The following is a 14,968-nucleotide window of genomic DNA, read 5'->3' as shown; positions in this document are numbered from 1 at the left end:
TGCTTGTATAGCTATATAAATTATAGCAATCTTATTTTGATTCAATATTTCAATAATTGTTGTATAGTTGATCCATGGACCAATCCTCAGCCCTTGCCGCCTTTGAATCACTGTCATCCGCCGTGCGGCTGGACATTTATCGCCGGCTGGTCAAGGCCGGGCGGGAGGGGCTGGTGGCGGGTGAAATTGCCAGTGCCTTGGGTTTGCCGCCGACCAATCTGTCGTTTCACCTCAAAGCCCTAACCCACGCCGCCCTGGTGTCGGTGGTGCAGGAAGGGCGTTACCAGCGTTACCGCGCCAACCTGGCGCTGATGCAGGAGCTGATTGCCTACCTGACGGCCGAATGTTGTGCCGGCCATCCGGAGCAGTGCGCCGAGACCTGCCAGGCGCCGCTCTGTCCGTGAAGTCCCCCCATTGTTGTTATCTCAAGGAGAACTGCCATGACCCAAGTCCAAGTGTTTGACCCGGCCCTGTGCTGCAGCAGCGGCGTCTGTGGGGTGGAGGTGGACCCGCAATTGGTGGCGTTTGCCGCCGACGTGGCCTGGGCCAAGGCGCAGGGCTTGGCCATCGAACGCTTCAACCTGGCCCAGCAACCCATGGCCTTTGCCGACAACGCGGTGGTCAAGGCCCTGCTGGCGCGCTCGGGTGAGAGCGTGTTGCCAGTGATCCTGCTGGACGGTGAGCTGGCGCTGGCCGGACGCTACCCCAGCCGCGCCGACCTGAGCCGCTGGCTCGGTGGTCCGACGCCGCCTGCCAGTGAAGCGGCGCCGACCACGAGTTGCTGCTCGGGCGGCGGTTGCTGCTGAACACGGGCTCGGGGTGACGCACGCCGTCCCCCGCCTTTTGACCCACCTTGCCTCATGGCGCTTACATGAAATTTCTCGACCTGCCCCCACGTTTCCTGTTTTTCACCGGCAAGGGTGGTGTCGGCAAAACCTCCATCGCTTGCGCCACGGCCCTGGAACTGGCGGGACGCGGCCAACGGGTGTTGCTGGTCAGCACCGACCCGGCATCCAACGTCGCCCAGGTATTTGGCCTGCCCATTGGCAACCAGATCACCCCGGTACCGGCGGTGCACAAGCTCAGTGCGCTGGAGATTGACCCGCAAGCGGCGGCCCAGGCTTACCGCGACCGCATCGTTGGTCCGGTGCGTGGCCTGCTGCCCGAGTCGGTGGTCAAGGGGATTGAAGAGCAGCTCTCGGGCGCCTGCACCACTGAAATTGCGGCGTTTGACGAATTCACCGCGCTGCTGACCGATGCGGCCCTGACCGCCGACTTTGACCACATCGTGTTTGACACCGCCCCCACCGGCCACACCATCCGCCTGCTGCAGCTGCCGGGCGCCTGGAGCGGCTTTCTCGAAGCCGGCAAGGGTGACGCCTCGTGTCTGGGGCCGCTGGCCGGGCTGGAAAAACAGCGCAGCCAGTACCAGGCCGCGGTGGCGGCGCTGGCTGATCCGGCGCACACCCGGCTGGTGCTGGTGGCGCGGGCGCAGGCCGCCACCTTGCGCGAGGCGGCGCGCACCCACAGCGAGCTGGCGGCCATTGGCCTATCGCAGCAGTCTCTGGTGATCAACGGCGTGTTCCCGCCTGCCGCCGCTGGCGGCGACCCGCTGGCGCAGGCGCTGGTGTCCCGGGAGCAGGCCGCGCTGGACAGACTGCCCGCGGCGCTGGCGGCGTTGCCAACTGACCGGATCGATCTCCAACCCTTCAACCTGGTGGGGCTGCCGGCCCTGCGCCAGCTGCTGGCCGGCGCGGCCATCGGCACGCCCGAGCTCCCGGCAGTCGCGCCCGCTGTGCCGACCATTCAGGCACCGGGCCTGTCGGCGCTGGTGGATGACATCGCGGCGCAAGGTCATGGACTGGTGATGCTGATGGGCAAGGGCGGTGTCGGCAAGACCACCCTGGCCGCCGCCGTGGCGGTGGCGCTGGCGCAGCGTGGCATGCCGGTGCACCTGACCACCTCCGACCCGGCGGCGCATCTGGCCGAAACACTCGACGGCTCACTGGAACACCTCACGGTCAGCCGCATTGACCCGCATGAAGTCACCGAACGCTATCGCGCGCAGGTGCTGGCCAGCAAGGGTGCCGGGCTTGACGCTGCCGCACGCGCCATGCTGGAGGAAGACCTGCGTTCTCCCTGTACCGAGGAAATTGCGGTGTTCCAGGCCTTCTCTCGGGTGATCCGTGAGGCCGGCAGCCACTTTGTGGTGATGGACACCGCTCCCACCGGCCACACCCTGCTGCTGCTGGATGCCACCGGCGCCTACCACCGCGACATTGCCCGCCAGATGGCAGCCCGCCACACCCATTTCACCACCCCCATGATGCAGCTGCAGGACCCGCGCCAGACCAAGGTGCTGATCGTCACCCTGGCCGAAACCACCCCGGTGCTGGAGGCCGCCCAACTGCAGGCCGACCTGCGTCGCGCCGGCATTGAGCCCTGGGCCTGGGTCATCAACAACAGTGTGGCCGCGGCCCATGTCAGCGCACCATTGCTACTGCAGCGGGCACACAGCGAGCTGCGTGAAATCCAGGCGGTCACCACCGAGCACGCCCGTCGTTATGCCCTGGTGCCCTTGCTGCAGGACGAACCCATCGGGGTGGCGCGGCTGCTGCAGCTGGCGGGCTATTGAACCTTTCATCAACCCACTTCAAAGGAAATCCGACATGGCCGATCACGCCCTCAACGTCCTGTTCCTGTGCACCCACAACTCGGCGCGCAGCATCCTGGCAGAAGCCATCCTCAACCACATCGGCCGCGGCCGCTTCAAAGCCCATTCAGCGGGCAGCAGCCCGCGTGACAAGCAACAGCCGCATCCGCTGGGCCTGCAGGTGTTGCGCCAGGCTGGCATCAGCACCGAGGGGCTGTACAGCAAATCCTGGGACGAGTTTGGCCGCCCCGACGCGCCCCACATGGACCTGGTGATCACCGTGTGTGACAACGCTGCCGGTGAGGTTTGTCCCTTTTGGCCCGGCCAGCCGGCCACCGCCCACTGGGGCTACCCAGACCCCTCGGCGGGTGACGGCAGCGAAGCGCAAAAGCTCGAAGCCTTCCGCCAGACCCTGCTGGCGCTCAAACGACGGTTGGAGTTGCTGGTCAACCTACCCGCCGAAAAGCTGGAAAAAACGCTGCTGCAGCAGACCGCCCGTCAACTGAACCAGGCCTGAGCCATGAGTGCCCAATGTGAAGTCACCGGCAAACGCGCTGCGGGTGCGCCCATGAGCGGGTTTGAGCGTTTTTTGTCGGTCTGGGTGGCGCTGTGCATCGTTGTCGGGGTGGCCCTGGGGCAGTGGCTGCCGGGGCTGTTCCAGGCCATTGGCCGGCTCGAAGTGGCGCAGGTCAACCTGCCGGTGGGCGTGCTGATCTGGGTGATGATCATCCCGATGCTGGTCAAGGTGGACTTTGGCGCCCTGGGCGAGGTGCGCCAACATATCAAGGGCATTGGCGTCACGCTGTTTGTCAACTGGCTGGTCAAGCCATTTTCCATGGCGTTTCTGGGCTGGCTGTTCATCCGCCATCTGTTTGCCCCGCTGCTGCCGGTTGACCAGATCGACAGCTACATCGCCGGGCTGATCCTGCTGGCCGCCGCCCCTTGCACCGCCATGGTGTTTGTCTGGAGCCGCCTCAGCGGCGGTGACCCGCTGTTCACCCTGTCGCAGGTGGCCTTGAATGACAGCATCATGGTGCTGGCGTTTGCGCCGCTGGTGGCGTTTTTGCTCGGCCTGTCCAGCATCACCGTGCCGTGGGCCACGCTGCTGATCTCGGTCGGCCTGTACATCATCATTCCGGTGCTGCTGGCGCAGTGGTGGCGCAAGGCGCTGCTGTCCAAAGGGCAGGCGGCGTTTGATGCGGCCATGGAAAAGATGGGCCCCTGGTCCATCACCGCGCTGTTGGCCACCCTGGTGCTGCTGTTTGCGTTTCAGGGTGAGGCGATCATCCGCCAACCGCTCATCATTGCGCTGCTGGCGGTGCCAATTCTGATTCAGGTGTTTTTCAATTCCGCATTGGCTTACTGGCTGAACCGGGTGGTCGGAGAGAAGCACAACATTGCCTGCCCGTCCGCGCTGATTGGCGCCAGCAACTTCTTTGAGCTGGCGGTGGCTGCGGCCATCAGCCTGTTTGGCTTCAACTCGGGTGCGGCGCTGGCCACGGTGGTGGGGGTGCTGATTGAAGTGCCGGTGATGCTGCTGGTGGTCCACGTGGTCAACCGCTCCAGGGGCTGGTACGAGCGCGCCTGAGCCCACCGGGCCTGGCGGTTAGCACATCACGGCCTCAAGCCGGTCCCGCTTGGGCGGCAGGCCTGGACATTTGCGCACCTGAAAACCCAGGGCGCTCAGGCCATGGCGCACCTGGGCGGCCACCGTGTAGCTGGCCAGCCGGGTGCCGGGGCGGCAGTGTTGCGCCACCGCGCCCAGGGTGGCGTCGCACCACATGTCGGGGTTGCGCGCCGGGCTGAAGCCGTCCAGATACACCGCGTCGGCCAGTCCCGGCCACTGCGGCAACATCGCACGCACGTCCCCCACGGCCAATGTCAGCTGCACCCGGCCCTGGTCCAGTGGCCAGTGGTTCAGCCCCGGCTGCAGCGTGGGCCAGACCGGGGCGAGCTGCTGCGCCAGCGCCGGCAGTCGGGTGGCGAAGTCAGTGGCGCAGCCCCCCGCTTCGGTCGACAGCGCCAGTGTGCTGCGCAGAATGTCGTCCAGATGCACCGGATAAGCCTCCACCGAGACAAAGTTCAGCCTGGCGCAGGCCTGCGGGTCGGCCTGCCAAGTGGCCCAGGTGGTCAGGAAATTCAGCCCCAGGCCAAAGCCGGTTTCCAGCACGGTGAACTGCGGGCGCCCGCGCCAGCCTTCGGGCAGGCCACAGCCGGCCAGGAACACCGAGCGCGATTGCGCCAGCGCCCCGTAGCGGGTGCGGTAGATGTCGCTGAAGCGGCTGCTGTGCGGGGCCTGGTCTTGCCAGAGCACGGGTTCAGGCGCGGTCATCGGCTGGTGAGGGGGAAATGTTTGCTATCTATTTGATAGCTGTATGGGCTTGTTTCTTCCGGGCTGGAGGCCAAAAGTCTTATAACCCATCCACATGCAGCTGCAGCCACCATTCCAGCAGGGCCAGGTGCCAGAGCTTGCTGCCGTTGATGCGGGTGAAATGCTGCGGGGCTTCCGGCGCGGCCAGCAGTTGGTCAACGTAGCTGCGCTGGTACAGGCCGCGCTGGCGGCAGGCGTCGGAGTTCAGAATGCCGCGCATCAGTTCCAGGAACGGCCCGCGCACGTACTTCAGCGCCGGCACCGGGAAGTAGCCCTTGGGCCGGTCGATCACCGCGTCGGGGATCAGGCCCCGTGAAATCGCCTTGAGCGGGAACTTGCCGCCCTCGCGCAGCTTCAGTTCGGGCGGCATGTGAGCCGCCAGTTCCACCAGCTGGTGGTCCAGAAACGGCGTGCGCACTTCCAGCCCCCAAGCCATCGGCATGTTGTCCACCCGCTTGACCGGGTCGTCCACGATCAGGGTGGTGACATCCAGCCGCCAGACCTGGTCGAGAAATTCATCCGCTTGGGACTGGCTCAGGGCCGTGCCGATCAGCGCGGAGGTGACATCGGGCACATGCCAGGCCGGTGTCATCATCTGCAGGTATTCGGCGTGGTCGCGGTCAAAATAGTGCTGGCTGAAACGCGCCAGCGGCGTGCCCGCCGTGGCATCCATCCGCGGGTACCAGAAGTAGCCGCCAAACACCTCGTCGGCGCCCTGGCCCGACAGCACCACCTTGACCTCGCGGGACACTCGCTCACTGAGCAGGTAAAACGCGATCACGTCGTGGCTGACCATCGGCTCGGTCATCTGCGCCACTGCTTCGGGCAGACGGGTGAGCACCTCGCTGTTGGGGATGCTGTATTGGTGGTGCCGGGTGTGGAAATGGCGCGCGATCTGGTCCGAGTATTCAAACTCGTCGGCTTTTTCCGAACCAGCACCGACACCTTCGAACCCGATGGAAAACGTGCGCAGGTCACTCACCTGGTCGGCCAGCAGACCTACCAGCAGGCTGGAGTCCAGTCCGCCCGAGAGCAGCACCCCCACCGGCACGTCAGCCGCCTGCAGGCGGCGCTTGACACTTTGCTTCAGCTGCTCACGCGTGGCGTCCAGCCACTGGGCCTCGGTCCGGGCCGATGTCGGGCGGGTGGCGTCCAGCGTCCAGTAGACCTGCTCGGTGATGGTGCCGTCAGGGTCCAGCCGCAAGGTGCAGGCCGGTGGCAGCTTGCGCACCCCCTTGAGCACCGTGCGCGGCGCCGGCACCACCGTGTGCAGCGTGAAGTGATGGTGCAGGGCGACCGCGTCCAGCGTGGTGTCCACACCGCCACCGGCCAGCAGCGCCGGCAGGCTGGAGGCAAAACGCAGGCGGTGGCTGTCTTGGTTCAGGTACAGCGGCTTGATGCCAAAGCGGTCACGCGCCAGAAACAGCTGGCTGCTGCGCTGGTCCCAGATGGCCAAGGCAAACATGCCCATGAAGCGCTTGACGCAGGCCTCGCCCCAGGCGTGATACGCCTTCAGGATGACTTCGCTGTCACCTTCCGAGAAAAAGTGATAGCCCAGGCCCTGCAGTTCGGTGCGCAACGCGCGGTAGTTGTAGATCGTGCCGTTGAACACCAGCGTGAGCTGCAGCGCGGCGTCCACCATGGGCTGGTGGGCGTGGCTGGAGAGGTCGATGATCGACAGGCGGCGGTGGCCCAGGCCCAGCGGCCCGTCCTGGTACATGCCGGTGTGGTCGGGGCCGCGCCGGGCCAGTTTGGCCGACATGCGCGCCACCGCACCCATGTCCGGGGTGGCGCCGTCAAAACGCAGTTCACCACACAAGCCGCACATCAAGGCTCTCCGAGTTCAGGCACCGCAATGACCGGGGCAAACCCGCCGCCGAGGGTGCGAAAGTTGGTGGTTTGGCCGGTGTACATGCGTGCGGCCAGCAGTTGCACCTGGCCGGCGTAGGTGTAGGCGCGGATGTCGAACTTGAGGTCGGTGGGCACACCGTCCACTTCCACCATCCGGGCACTTGGCGGCACCAGGGCCTGGGCCACAAAGTCGCCCGCCAGGATGTCGCTCCAGACCCGGCGCGTGAGTTTGTCACCCCGGTAGGCCGCCTTGGCGCCATAACCGGCCACGGGTTTGAAAAACAGCTCGCGGCGCTGGGCCCACAAGGCCTCGGCGTGCGCCTGGGTCACCAGCCGGGTGCTGGGCACGTTCTGGCCCAGCAGTTGGCGGTCAGCGGCACTGGCGCCCCAGGCCGCCAACTGCTCGTCCTGGCTCAGGGCGATCAGATTGCGTTTGTCCGCCAGCAGCGCGTGGGCGCGCGGGTGCGGCGTCAGCACCACGGCGCCGGCTTCATGGGCCAGACGCAGCGCCAGCTGGGCAGGTTCCTGCAGGTAAAAGTCGGTCAGGCGGTTGTAGACCATGTCCACCGGGGTGCCCTGGTAAAGCAGTTGGCCACCTTGCCAGTGCAGCTCGCCGGGATCGGCGATGTGGGTCTGAAGGCCGTGCTGGGTGAACAGCTGGCGAAACAGCTCGAACTCCGGCGCCAGGTACTGGCTGTCAGGGGTGCTGTCCACAATCAGCACGTTGCGCCAGGGGGCGTCACCGCGTTGCAGCCGCCATTCGGTGGCAAACATGTCAAAAACACCTTGCCGCAGGGTGTCGCGCCGGGTGGGTGAGGAAAACGCCCAGTCCAGTTCGTCACAGCAGGTCTCCTGCGCCCGCGCCAGGGCGGCGTTGAGCAGCAGGCCACCGGCATTGGTGTTGATCTCGATCAGCTGCGGTCCGTGCGCGTTCAGATGAAAGTCGTAACCCATACACACGCCCAGCGGCCCCCAGGCGCGCCGGGCGATGCCATCGGCGCGCGCCAGGGCCTGCGCCTGGTAGCCGGGCAGGGCGGCCACCCGCTCAATGGCGGCCACCGTGGCGCAGATCTGGCGCTGCATCTGGCCCGAGAGGAACACCACAGTGCTGGAGAACAGGTAAGGCCGCGTCTGGCTGATGTTGTCCATCAGGCCCTGCAGGCTGGGGTCGTGCTCCAGTTGCTCGCGCAGGCGCTCCCGGTTCAGCGTGCGGCAAAAGCAGTCGCGGTTGAGCGCCTCGGCAGAAGAGGTGTTGAGCTTGGGCGCAGTGAGGAGAGCTGGGGTCATGACATCGCAAAAAAGGAAGGTGCCAGGCACCACTTCGGGCATCAGTGCTCCGCAGAGACCGTGTCGGGGCAGTTGTGCTCAGACCCGGATTCTGCCTCAGTACCCTGGGTGGGGTGTAAAGCGCCACGCCGGCAAGGGGTTTGGGTGCCATTACCATACCGGCCATGGCACCCAAACCCCGCATCCTTTTGGTGGAAGATGAATCCGGCATTGCCGACACCCTGCAATACGTGTTGGCCACCGACGGCTTCACGCCAGTGTGGTGCAGCACCGCGGAAGAAGCCATGCGCCAATTCCAGGCTGAGCCGCCCGCGCTGGCGGTGCTGGACGTAGGCCTGCCTGACATGAATGGTTTTGAGCTGTTTCGCCGCCTGCAAGCCCTGCCCGGCGGCAGCCAGGTGCCGATGGTTTTCTTGACGGCACGTAGCGACGAGATCGACCGCGTGGTGGGGCTGGAGCTGGGCGCGGACGATTACATTGCCAAGCCGTTTTCGCCGCGTGAACTGGTGGCCCGGGTGCGCACCATTCTGCGGCGCAGCAGCCGCGTGAATTCCGCTGCCGTCCCTGCGCCCGTGCTGCCAACCCCGGCGGTCAGCGCTCCGGCCATCTGGCTGCTGGACGAAGAGCGCCGCCAGATCCGTTTTTATGGCCGCTTGCTGGAACTCTCGCGTTTTGAATACGGCGTGCTGCGCATGCTGGTGCAAAAACCCGGGCGGGTGTTCACCCGCGATGAGTTGCTGCTGACCGTCTGGGGTGACGACAACGACAGCTTTGACCGCACGGTCGATGCGCACATCAAAACCCTGCGCGCCAAGCTCAAGCTGGTGGCCCCGGCGCTGGAGCCGATCCGCACCCTGCGCGGCACCGGCTACGCCTTGAGTGAAGCGCTTCCAGAGACCATTTCGTGAAAACACCAGTCAAGCGCCACCTGGCCACCCCAAGGCGCTATGCTTAAATGAGCAAGAGAAGCAGAATATTCCTGGGCTTGCTGCTGATCTACGCAGTGGGCATCGCGTTTGTGCTGTACCGCGTGGTGTCTGATCTGGATCCGCGTTACCGCGAGTCGGCCGAAGAGTCGCTGGTGGAAACCTCGCAACTGCTGGCCACGCTGGTGGAGCAGGAGGTGCGGGACGGGGTCATTGACACCGGGCCACTGGAGGCCCTGTTCAGGGCCGCTTATGCGCGCACCTTCGACGTGCAGATTTTCAGCGTCAAGAAAAATCGGGTCGAGCTGCGTGCCTACGTCACCGACCGCCGCGGCACGGTGGTGTTTGACTCCACCGGCCAAGCGCTGGGCAAAGATTTTTCACAGTGGCGCGATGTGCGGCTGGCGCTCAAAGGCGAGTACGGCGCCCGCACCACGCTGGACATCGCGGGTGACCCCAACTCGGCCGTCATGTACGTGGCCGCGCCGATACGCTGGGTCGGCAGCACACAGGGTGCGGGCAGCGGCGAGATCATTGGCACGCTGACGGTGGGCAAACCGGTGCAAAGTTTTGGCCAGTTTGTGGTGGCCGCGCGCAGCCGCACGCTGTACGTGGGTTTCTTGTCAGTGCTGGCGGTGCTGGTGCTGGCGGTCACCGTGTCAGTGTGGCTGGTGCGCCCGTTTGGCCTGATCTCGGACTACGCGCACTACGTCAAAACACAGCAGGGCTTTCACCCGCTGCGCCTGCTGCGCCGCGCCTGGGACCTGGTGCGTGCCGCTTATGACGAGATGCGCGACGCCCTGGCCGGGCGCAACTACGTGGCCGACTATGTGCAGACCCTGACGCACGAGGTCAAAAGTCCGCTGTCGGCCATTCGCGGCGCGGCGGAGCTGCTGGAAGAGCCGATGGCAGAAGCCCAGCGCCAGCAATTTCTGGGCAACATCCAGCGCGAAACCCAGCGCATCCAGGAGATGGTGGACCGCATGATGGAGCTCACTGCGCTGGAAACCCGCCGCGTGCTCGACCAGGTGCAGCGCGTGGCCTTGCGGCCCTTGCTGGAAGAGCTGGTCCATGCCTCACAAGGCGTGGCCGCCCAACGCCGCATTCGCCTGTCGGTGCAAGCGCAGGCCGATGCCACGGTGGAGGCCGATCCGTTTCTGCTGCGCCGGGCGGTGAGCAACCTGCTGGACAACGCGCTGGACTTTTCGCCTGAAGGTGGCTTGATTGAGCTGGGCCTGCGCCTGGACGGGCGCTGGGCCTGCATCACCGTGGGCGACCAGGGCCCCGGCATTCCCGCCTACGCGCAAGACAAAGTGTTTGAGAAGTTTTACTCCCTGGTGCGCCCGCATTCACGCAAAAAAAGCACCGGCTTGGGTCTGAGTTTTGTGAAAGAAATCGCCGCCCTGCACCGCGGGCGGGTGGAGCTGGGCAACCGGCCTGAAGCGCAAGGCACGGGTGCACTCGCCAAGCTGTGGCTACGTTTGGCACCCGCATGAGGTTTGTTATGACTTGGAGATGCGTCCGAAGAAATTACTCACGGATGCACTTTGTAGTTGATGCCCCGCCATCATTAAAACTGTGTCTCTGCTGTGGGCGTCCCGACGAACGTCTTGGTCGCCCACCGAGAGGCGTTTTCTTGAAGTGCCAGTCTAGTGCCCTTTGATGGTGTAGTTGCCATCTTTGGTCCACTTGATCTCGGCATCCAGGAAGACAGTTTTCAGGGCTGGCTTGTGCAACTTGACCATGTCATGGGCTTCGCCACTGCGCCCGCCGGCACCACAGAAGAAAATGATGGGCTTGTCCGTGGGCAACTTGTCGATGGCGTTGTCCAGTCCGTTGACGGGCATGTTGATCGCGCCCTTGAAGGTGCCACTGGCAAACTCCTGTGGTTCACGCACGTCGATCAGATACACCGAGTTGGGTGCCTCTTTGTAGATGCGTTCGAATGACGCTACTGAAATGGTGCCAGCCTCTTTCCCGGCTTCGATTTCTGGGGCTTTCGCAGCGGCGGGTGATACTGCGGATGCAGCGGACGGGCCTTCGCCAAAGGCTTTCACCCAGGCTGGATAACCTTCGGGGACCACTTTCACGTTGGTGTATCCCAGCTTGGTGGCTTTCATAGCCGAGTCGTTACTCAGCTTGCACGCCAGTCCGTCGCAGTAAAAGTACAACTCGGCCGACTTGTCAGCAGGCAGCAGTTCTGCGGCCATTTTTTCAAACTGAGAATCCGGAAGGTTGATAGCACCAGGTATGTGACCCACATCGTATTTGCGCGCTTTAGGGCGTGCGTCGATGATGGTGATGGGCTTCTTTTCGTCCATCAGCTTCTTCAGATACGCGACGCTGACCGCATGCAGGTTGCCGCCCTTGATCCAGTCGGGAAAGCCCGCCGCATACACGCGCACATTGGTGTAGCCGAGTTTCTCCGCCTTGTACGCAGAGTTGTGGCTCAGAATGCACTCAGGGCCGTCGCAGTAAAAGATCAATAGACTGCTCTTGTCGGCAGGCAGCATGGTGGGTGCCAATTTGTCAAACGCCGAGTCAGGGATATTGACAGCGGTCGGGATGTGGCCGATGTCGTACTTGCGGGCTGTCGGGCGCGCATCAATGACCATCACACCGTCAATCTTCGGTACTACGGCTTGCTGTTTGACAAAATTCATGTCCACCAGCTTGGTGTACCAATTGGCTTTGGGGGCACTGGCGGGCGCCTCCTGCGCAGTGACCAACGTGGTCTGGAGAGACAGTCCTAGACCGAGCAGGACGGCAAGCGCCCCAGATAGAAAAACCCGTTGTTGAATACGCACGATCCTCTCCTATTTTGAAGAAAAACTCTGGGCCACCTTAGTGGCTAGTTGCAGCTGGCTGGCGCGTCACCGTCCTTTGCACCTTTGAGCAAGAACGCTTTGATGTCTTCCATCAACTCTTTGTCAGGCGTATCGGCAAACTTGGCAGCGGTCTTGTTGCTGTCCTTGATGCTGTCGCGATACGCTTTGCCAACATACTTGCTGACGGCATCTTTACCTTTGGCATGTCTGTCGGTCAGCAAGTAAGCTGACCAGTCCGCCTTGGTTTTTGTGCTTGGGCTGATGGCACCGATTGGTGAGGTGGTGTGGCAGGCCGTGCACACGCTGCGGTAATACAGGCGCCCACGTTTCCAGTCAGCATCGTATGCGTAGGCCGAGAATGTTGTGCCCAGTAGAGCCAACAAAGCAACAGTGGTCAGAGATTTGGAATGTCTCATGTCAGTTCTCCGTAAAAAGTCGATCAACTCAGCTCTTCCCATCCGGTGATCATGGCTTTGACCTGGGATGTGACTTTGTGCCCGGTGGTGGCTAGATAGAGGTGAGAAATTAAAAATGCCAGCATCAGAAAAGCACCCAAGGTGTGACCCGTGGCAACCCATTCCAGTTTCAGACCGTTAAGGCCCCAAGCGGCCCAGTCCCCATAGAACAGGTACAGCCAGCCGGTCACCCAGATCAGCGGACTCAACAAAGTCAGGATGACCAGGTAAGTCAGACGTTGCAGCGGATTGTGCTTCTGCGCTGAAGTGGGCTTGAACGGATGCGGTTCATGCTTGAAGATGCCCGATGAGTAGTAGCGGGAAATGGCCATGATCTTGTCGGTGGTGGGAATGTATTGGCGCCATTCCCCAGTGATGACATGCCAGAAAATTGCAAACACCCACAGTCCGACCAGTGTCCATGCAGCAATGGTGTGAAAGTTCACAGCACGTTCAAAGCCAAAGTTTTGATAGGAACCGTGAATCTCGAACCCGGTAACCAGCATGAAGATGATCAAGCCCGCCTGCGACCAGTGCCAGAACCGCTCGAAACCCTTATACAAGTAGACGCGCTCGCTCATTTGGCTGCTCCTGTGAGTTTGTTTCTGGACATCAACCGCAACAGACCGTGACCGCTGACAGCCATCAGAACCAACGTGGCTAAACCCCATCCCAGTTTGTCCAGCAGCGCGGTTGCATGGCCGGCTGGCATGTAGATACCGGGCAATCCGTCCAGACGGCCACCTCGGGCATGGCAGTCCACACAGCCCAAGGCTTTTTCTTTGGGTGCGACCATGTGCGTGATGGGCCAGTCCATTTGTGTCCTGACGAAGTCAAACTTGCCCGAGTAGGGCATGCCCGATACCTTCACGCCCGCTTCAATGGCCTTGTTCCACTCCAGATTTTTCCAATAACCGGTGTCATCGTTGCCAGCGGTATGCGGTGTCAGCAAGGTCATGTTGACGGTGTCATAGGGTTGCTTGCCACCGAAGCGCTTGATCGGCCAGATCAAAGACTTGCCATCGTCTGGACTGCCGCCGAGTGTGTTGATCCGTGCCACTGGCGCGCTGAGATCGAGTTTGTCGGTTTTTAGCGTGTAGTTCACCTGGCCGTTGAACCAGATGTAGGTGGGCTTGACTTTCTCCTCCAGCCTGAAATCACCCTTGCGCGACTCGTAGGTGATGTGCCCCTTGGCGTCTTTGAGAGTGATTTGCTTGCCTTCGGCATCCCGTTTACCCGCGGTCGACCAGTCCCAATTCATCTTGGTGGGTATGCTCCCTCGGGCGAATTCCGGAATATGGCAGGTCTGGCAGGCCAGCTTGGTGGCATGTTGGTTCATGCGAGCGTTGCCCTTGTGCGGCGTGTTGCCGTGGCAGGAAACGCAAGTGGCTGGGTTGCCATTGCCGCTGGCACCGCGCAGGTGGACGCCCTTGGCGTCCTTGGCGGTGGGTGCATAGCGGCTACCGGCAACGTCGTGGCTGGATGTCTTGTGGCAGGTGGCACAGGTGAAGTCAAGTCCAGTGGCATCCATGTGGACATCGAGTTCCTTGTCAGGCGCTGCCAGCGAACTGTCCATATCGCCGTGCTTGACGCCATCACCCCCACCGCCATTGAAGTGGCAGGTACCGCAGGTGTCACGGCTGGACTTGCCAACCTTCTGAGAAATCTTGCTCAGATCAATGGCCTTCAGAATTTTTCCGGACTGCGGTGGGAATTCCATTTCTTTGGTGACCACGTTACCGGCCAAGCCAGAGGGCTTTTTGTAATTGCCAGTTGTGTCATGGCAGACCAGGCAGTCAACGTTGGTTTCTGAGCTAAAGTCAAAAGTAGCGTCCTTCCAGCCGTAACCAATATGGCAACTGTTGCAGGCCGCCTCGTTCGAGGCAACAGAAATGCAGAAGTTGTTCAACACATGCTTCTTGCCGAGCACCTGCTGTGTTTTCGGGTTCACATATTCCCATGTCCAGTGCTTGGTGCGGTGGATCTGACCTGCCGCCTCGGTATGACAACTCAGGCAGGCCTTGGTGACCTCTGGACCACTGTTGAACTGTCCTTGCAGTTCCTTGAATTTGCTGTGGTCTGCGGTGGTGTTGAGTTTGACCGGTTTGGCATCCTGCGCCTGCGCCAACCCTGCCATGAACAACCCCAACAGCGCGACCGCATAGGTAAGGGTCGCCATTCGTTTTAATGTGAACATCGTGTGCCACCTTTGGTTCGCACTTTCGTATATTTGAAATCGCTAAAGTATTTTCAATATCGACCCCAGCGACTGCGTTGATGTAAATCAGGAAATTAAGGGAAAACCCTAGTGTGTCTCGAAAGCATGCCGCATCCTGCGAGTGATTTGCTACATATCTTGTAGCTATTGACCGATGATTTAACCGGGATAGAGGCTGATTTTTCTTATGAAAGCCTTCAATCAATCTCTCGCTGGTCAACCCGGTCCGACCTATACCCGAATCGCTCGCTTTGTGTTGGTCAAGTTTTTTCGGACACATCGATAGGTAATGTGATTGCCGATTGCTGCTCGAAAGCATTGGGTGGCAAGTTGCCCAGTGTTGAGTGCAGGCGCACACTGTTGTAAAAGCCCACGATGT

General features: G+C 62.2%; 14 protein-coding genes. 7 read left to right on the top strand and 7 right to left on the bottom strand.

Annotated features, from left to right (window positions below):
* The first annotated feature begins 74 nt into the window (after window positions 1–74).
* From PHW99_RS09805 to arsB, 5 genes are all read left to right on the top strand, one after another.
* The gene (locus PHW99_RS09805; protein ID WP_300176366.1) at window positions 75–404 is read left to right on the top strand and encodes a helix-turn-helix transcriptional regulator; all 330 of its coding nucleotides are present in this window, start codon (window positions 75–77) and stop codon (window positions 402–404) included.
* 36 nt (window positions 405–440) lie between these two features.
* A complete protein-coding gene (gene arsD, locus PHW99_RS09800) occupies window positions 441–806 on the top strand; it encodes an arsenite efflux transporter metallochaperone ArsD (protein WP_300176364.1) in 366 nt (121 codons plus the stop codon).
* 65 nt (window positions 807–871) lie between these two features.
* The gene (gene arsA, locus PHW99_RS09795) at window positions 872–2,635 is read left to right on the top strand and encodes an arsenical pump-driving ATPase (protein WP_300176362.1); all 1,764 of its coding nucleotides are present in this window, start codon (window positions 872–874) and stop codon (window positions 2,633–2,635) included.
* Between the two features lie 34 nt (window positions 2,636–2,669).
* Window positions 2,670–3,170, top strand: coding sequence for an arsenate reductase ArsC (locus PHW99_RS09790; RefSeq protein WP_300176359.1), 501 nt, complete (start codon window positions 2,670–2,672; stop codon window positions 3,168–3,170).
* Window positions 3,171–3,173: 3 nt separating this feature from the next.
* Window positions 3,174–4,241 (top strand): ACR3 family arsenite efflux transporter, encoded by a 1,068-nt coding sequence (gene arsB / locus PHW99_RS09785; RefSeq protein ID WP_300176356.1) that lies wholly within the window; start codon window positions 3,174–3,176, stop codon window positions 4,239–4,241.
* Between the two features lie 18 nt (window positions 4,242–4,259).
* Here arsB and mnmD read toward each other — a convergent pair whose 3' ends face one another.
* From mnmD to PHW99_RS09770, 3 genes are all read right to left on the bottom strand, one after another.
* Entirely contained in the window at window positions 4,260–4,985 is a 726-nt protein-coding gene (gene mnmD / locus PHW99_RS09780) for a tRNA (5-methylaminomethyl-2-thiouridine)(34)-methyltransferase MnmD (protein WP_300176355.1), read from the bottom strand.
* Window positions 4,986–5,064: 79 nt separating this feature from the next.
* Window positions 5,065–6,852, bottom strand: a complete 1,788-nt coding sequence (locus tag PHW99_RS09775; RefSeq protein ID WP_300176354.1) for an N-acetylglutaminylglutamine amidotransferase — start codon at window positions 6,850–6,852, stop codon at window positions 5,065–5,067.
* Complete coding sequence (locus PHW99_RS09770; RefSeq protein ID WP_300176352.1) at window positions 6,852–8,162, bottom strand: hypothetical protein; 1,311 nt, start codon at window positions 8,160–8,162, stop codon at window positions 6,852–6,854. Before PHW99_RS09770 ends, PHW99_RS09775 begins: the two co-directional genes overlap by 1 nt.
* A gap of 164 nt (window positions 8,163–8,326) precedes the next feature.
* On the opposite strand from PHW99_RS09770, the gene creB reads away from it, so the two are divergent.
* Together creB and creC are read left to right on the top strand one after the other, a co-directional pair.
* Window positions 8,327–9,070: a two-component system response regulator CreB gene (gene creB / locus PHW99_RS09765; protein ID WP_300176350.1), complete on the top strand. Its 744-nt coding sequence runs from the start codon at window positions 8,327–8,329 to the stop codon at window positions 9,068–9,070.
* 47 nt (window positions 9,071–9,117) lie between these two features.
* Complete coding sequence (creC, locus tag PHW99_RS09760; RefSeq protein WP_300176348.1) at window positions 9,118–10,584, top strand: two-component system sensor histidine kinase CreC; 1,467 nt, start codon at window positions 9,118–9,120, stop codon at window positions 10,582–10,584.
* A 153-nt stretch (window positions 10,585–10,737) separates the two neighbouring features.
* Here creC and PHW99_RS09755 read toward each other — a convergent pair whose 3' ends face one another.
* From PHW99_RS09755 to PHW99_RS09740, 4 genes are read right to left on the bottom strand one after another with little or no spacing between them, the layout of a single operon-like run.
* Window positions 10,738–11,895: a rhodanese-like domain-containing protein gene (locus PHW99_RS09755; RefSeq protein WP_300176345.1), complete on the bottom strand. Its 1,158-nt coding sequence runs from the start codon at window positions 11,893–11,895 to the stop codon at window positions 10,738–10,740.
* Between the two features lie 44 nt (window positions 11,896–11,939).
* Window positions 11,940–12,359 carry a hypothetical protein gene (locus PHW99_RS09750; protein ID WP_300176342.1) on the bottom strand — a complete coding sequence of 140 codons (420 nt, stop codon included), beginning with the start codon at window positions 12,357–12,359 and terminating at the stop codon, window positions 11,940–11,942.
* Window positions 12,356–12,952 carry a cytochrome b/b6 domain-containing protein gene (locus PHW99_RS09745; RefSeq protein ID WP_300176335.1) on the bottom strand — a complete coding sequence of 199 codons (597 nt, stop codon included), beginning with the start codon at window positions 12,950–12,952 and terminating at the stop codon, window positions 12,356–12,358. The genes PHW99_RS09750 and PHW99_RS09745 overlap by 4 nt, the downstream gene beginning before the upstream one ends.
* On the bottom strand, window positions 12,949–14,550 hold the full coding sequence (locus tag PHW99_RS09740) for a tetrathionate reductase family octaheme c-type cytochrome (protein ID WP_300176331.1): 1,602 nt from the start codon (window positions 14,548–14,550) through the stop codon (window positions 12,949–12,951). The genes PHW99_RS09745 and PHW99_RS09740 overlap by 4 nt, the downstream gene beginning before the upstream one ends.
* Between the last annotated feature and the right edge of the window lie 418 nt (window positions 14,551–14,968).

The organism is Rhodoferax sp. (assembly GCF_028689305.1).
In the GTDB taxonomy this organism is placed as follows: domain Bacteria; phylum Pseudomonadota; class Gammaproteobacteria; order Burkholderiales; family Burkholderiaceae_C; genus Rhodoferax.
Note: the sequence above shows the minus strand (reverse complement) of the source record. Positions and strands in the feature narration are given on the sequence as shown.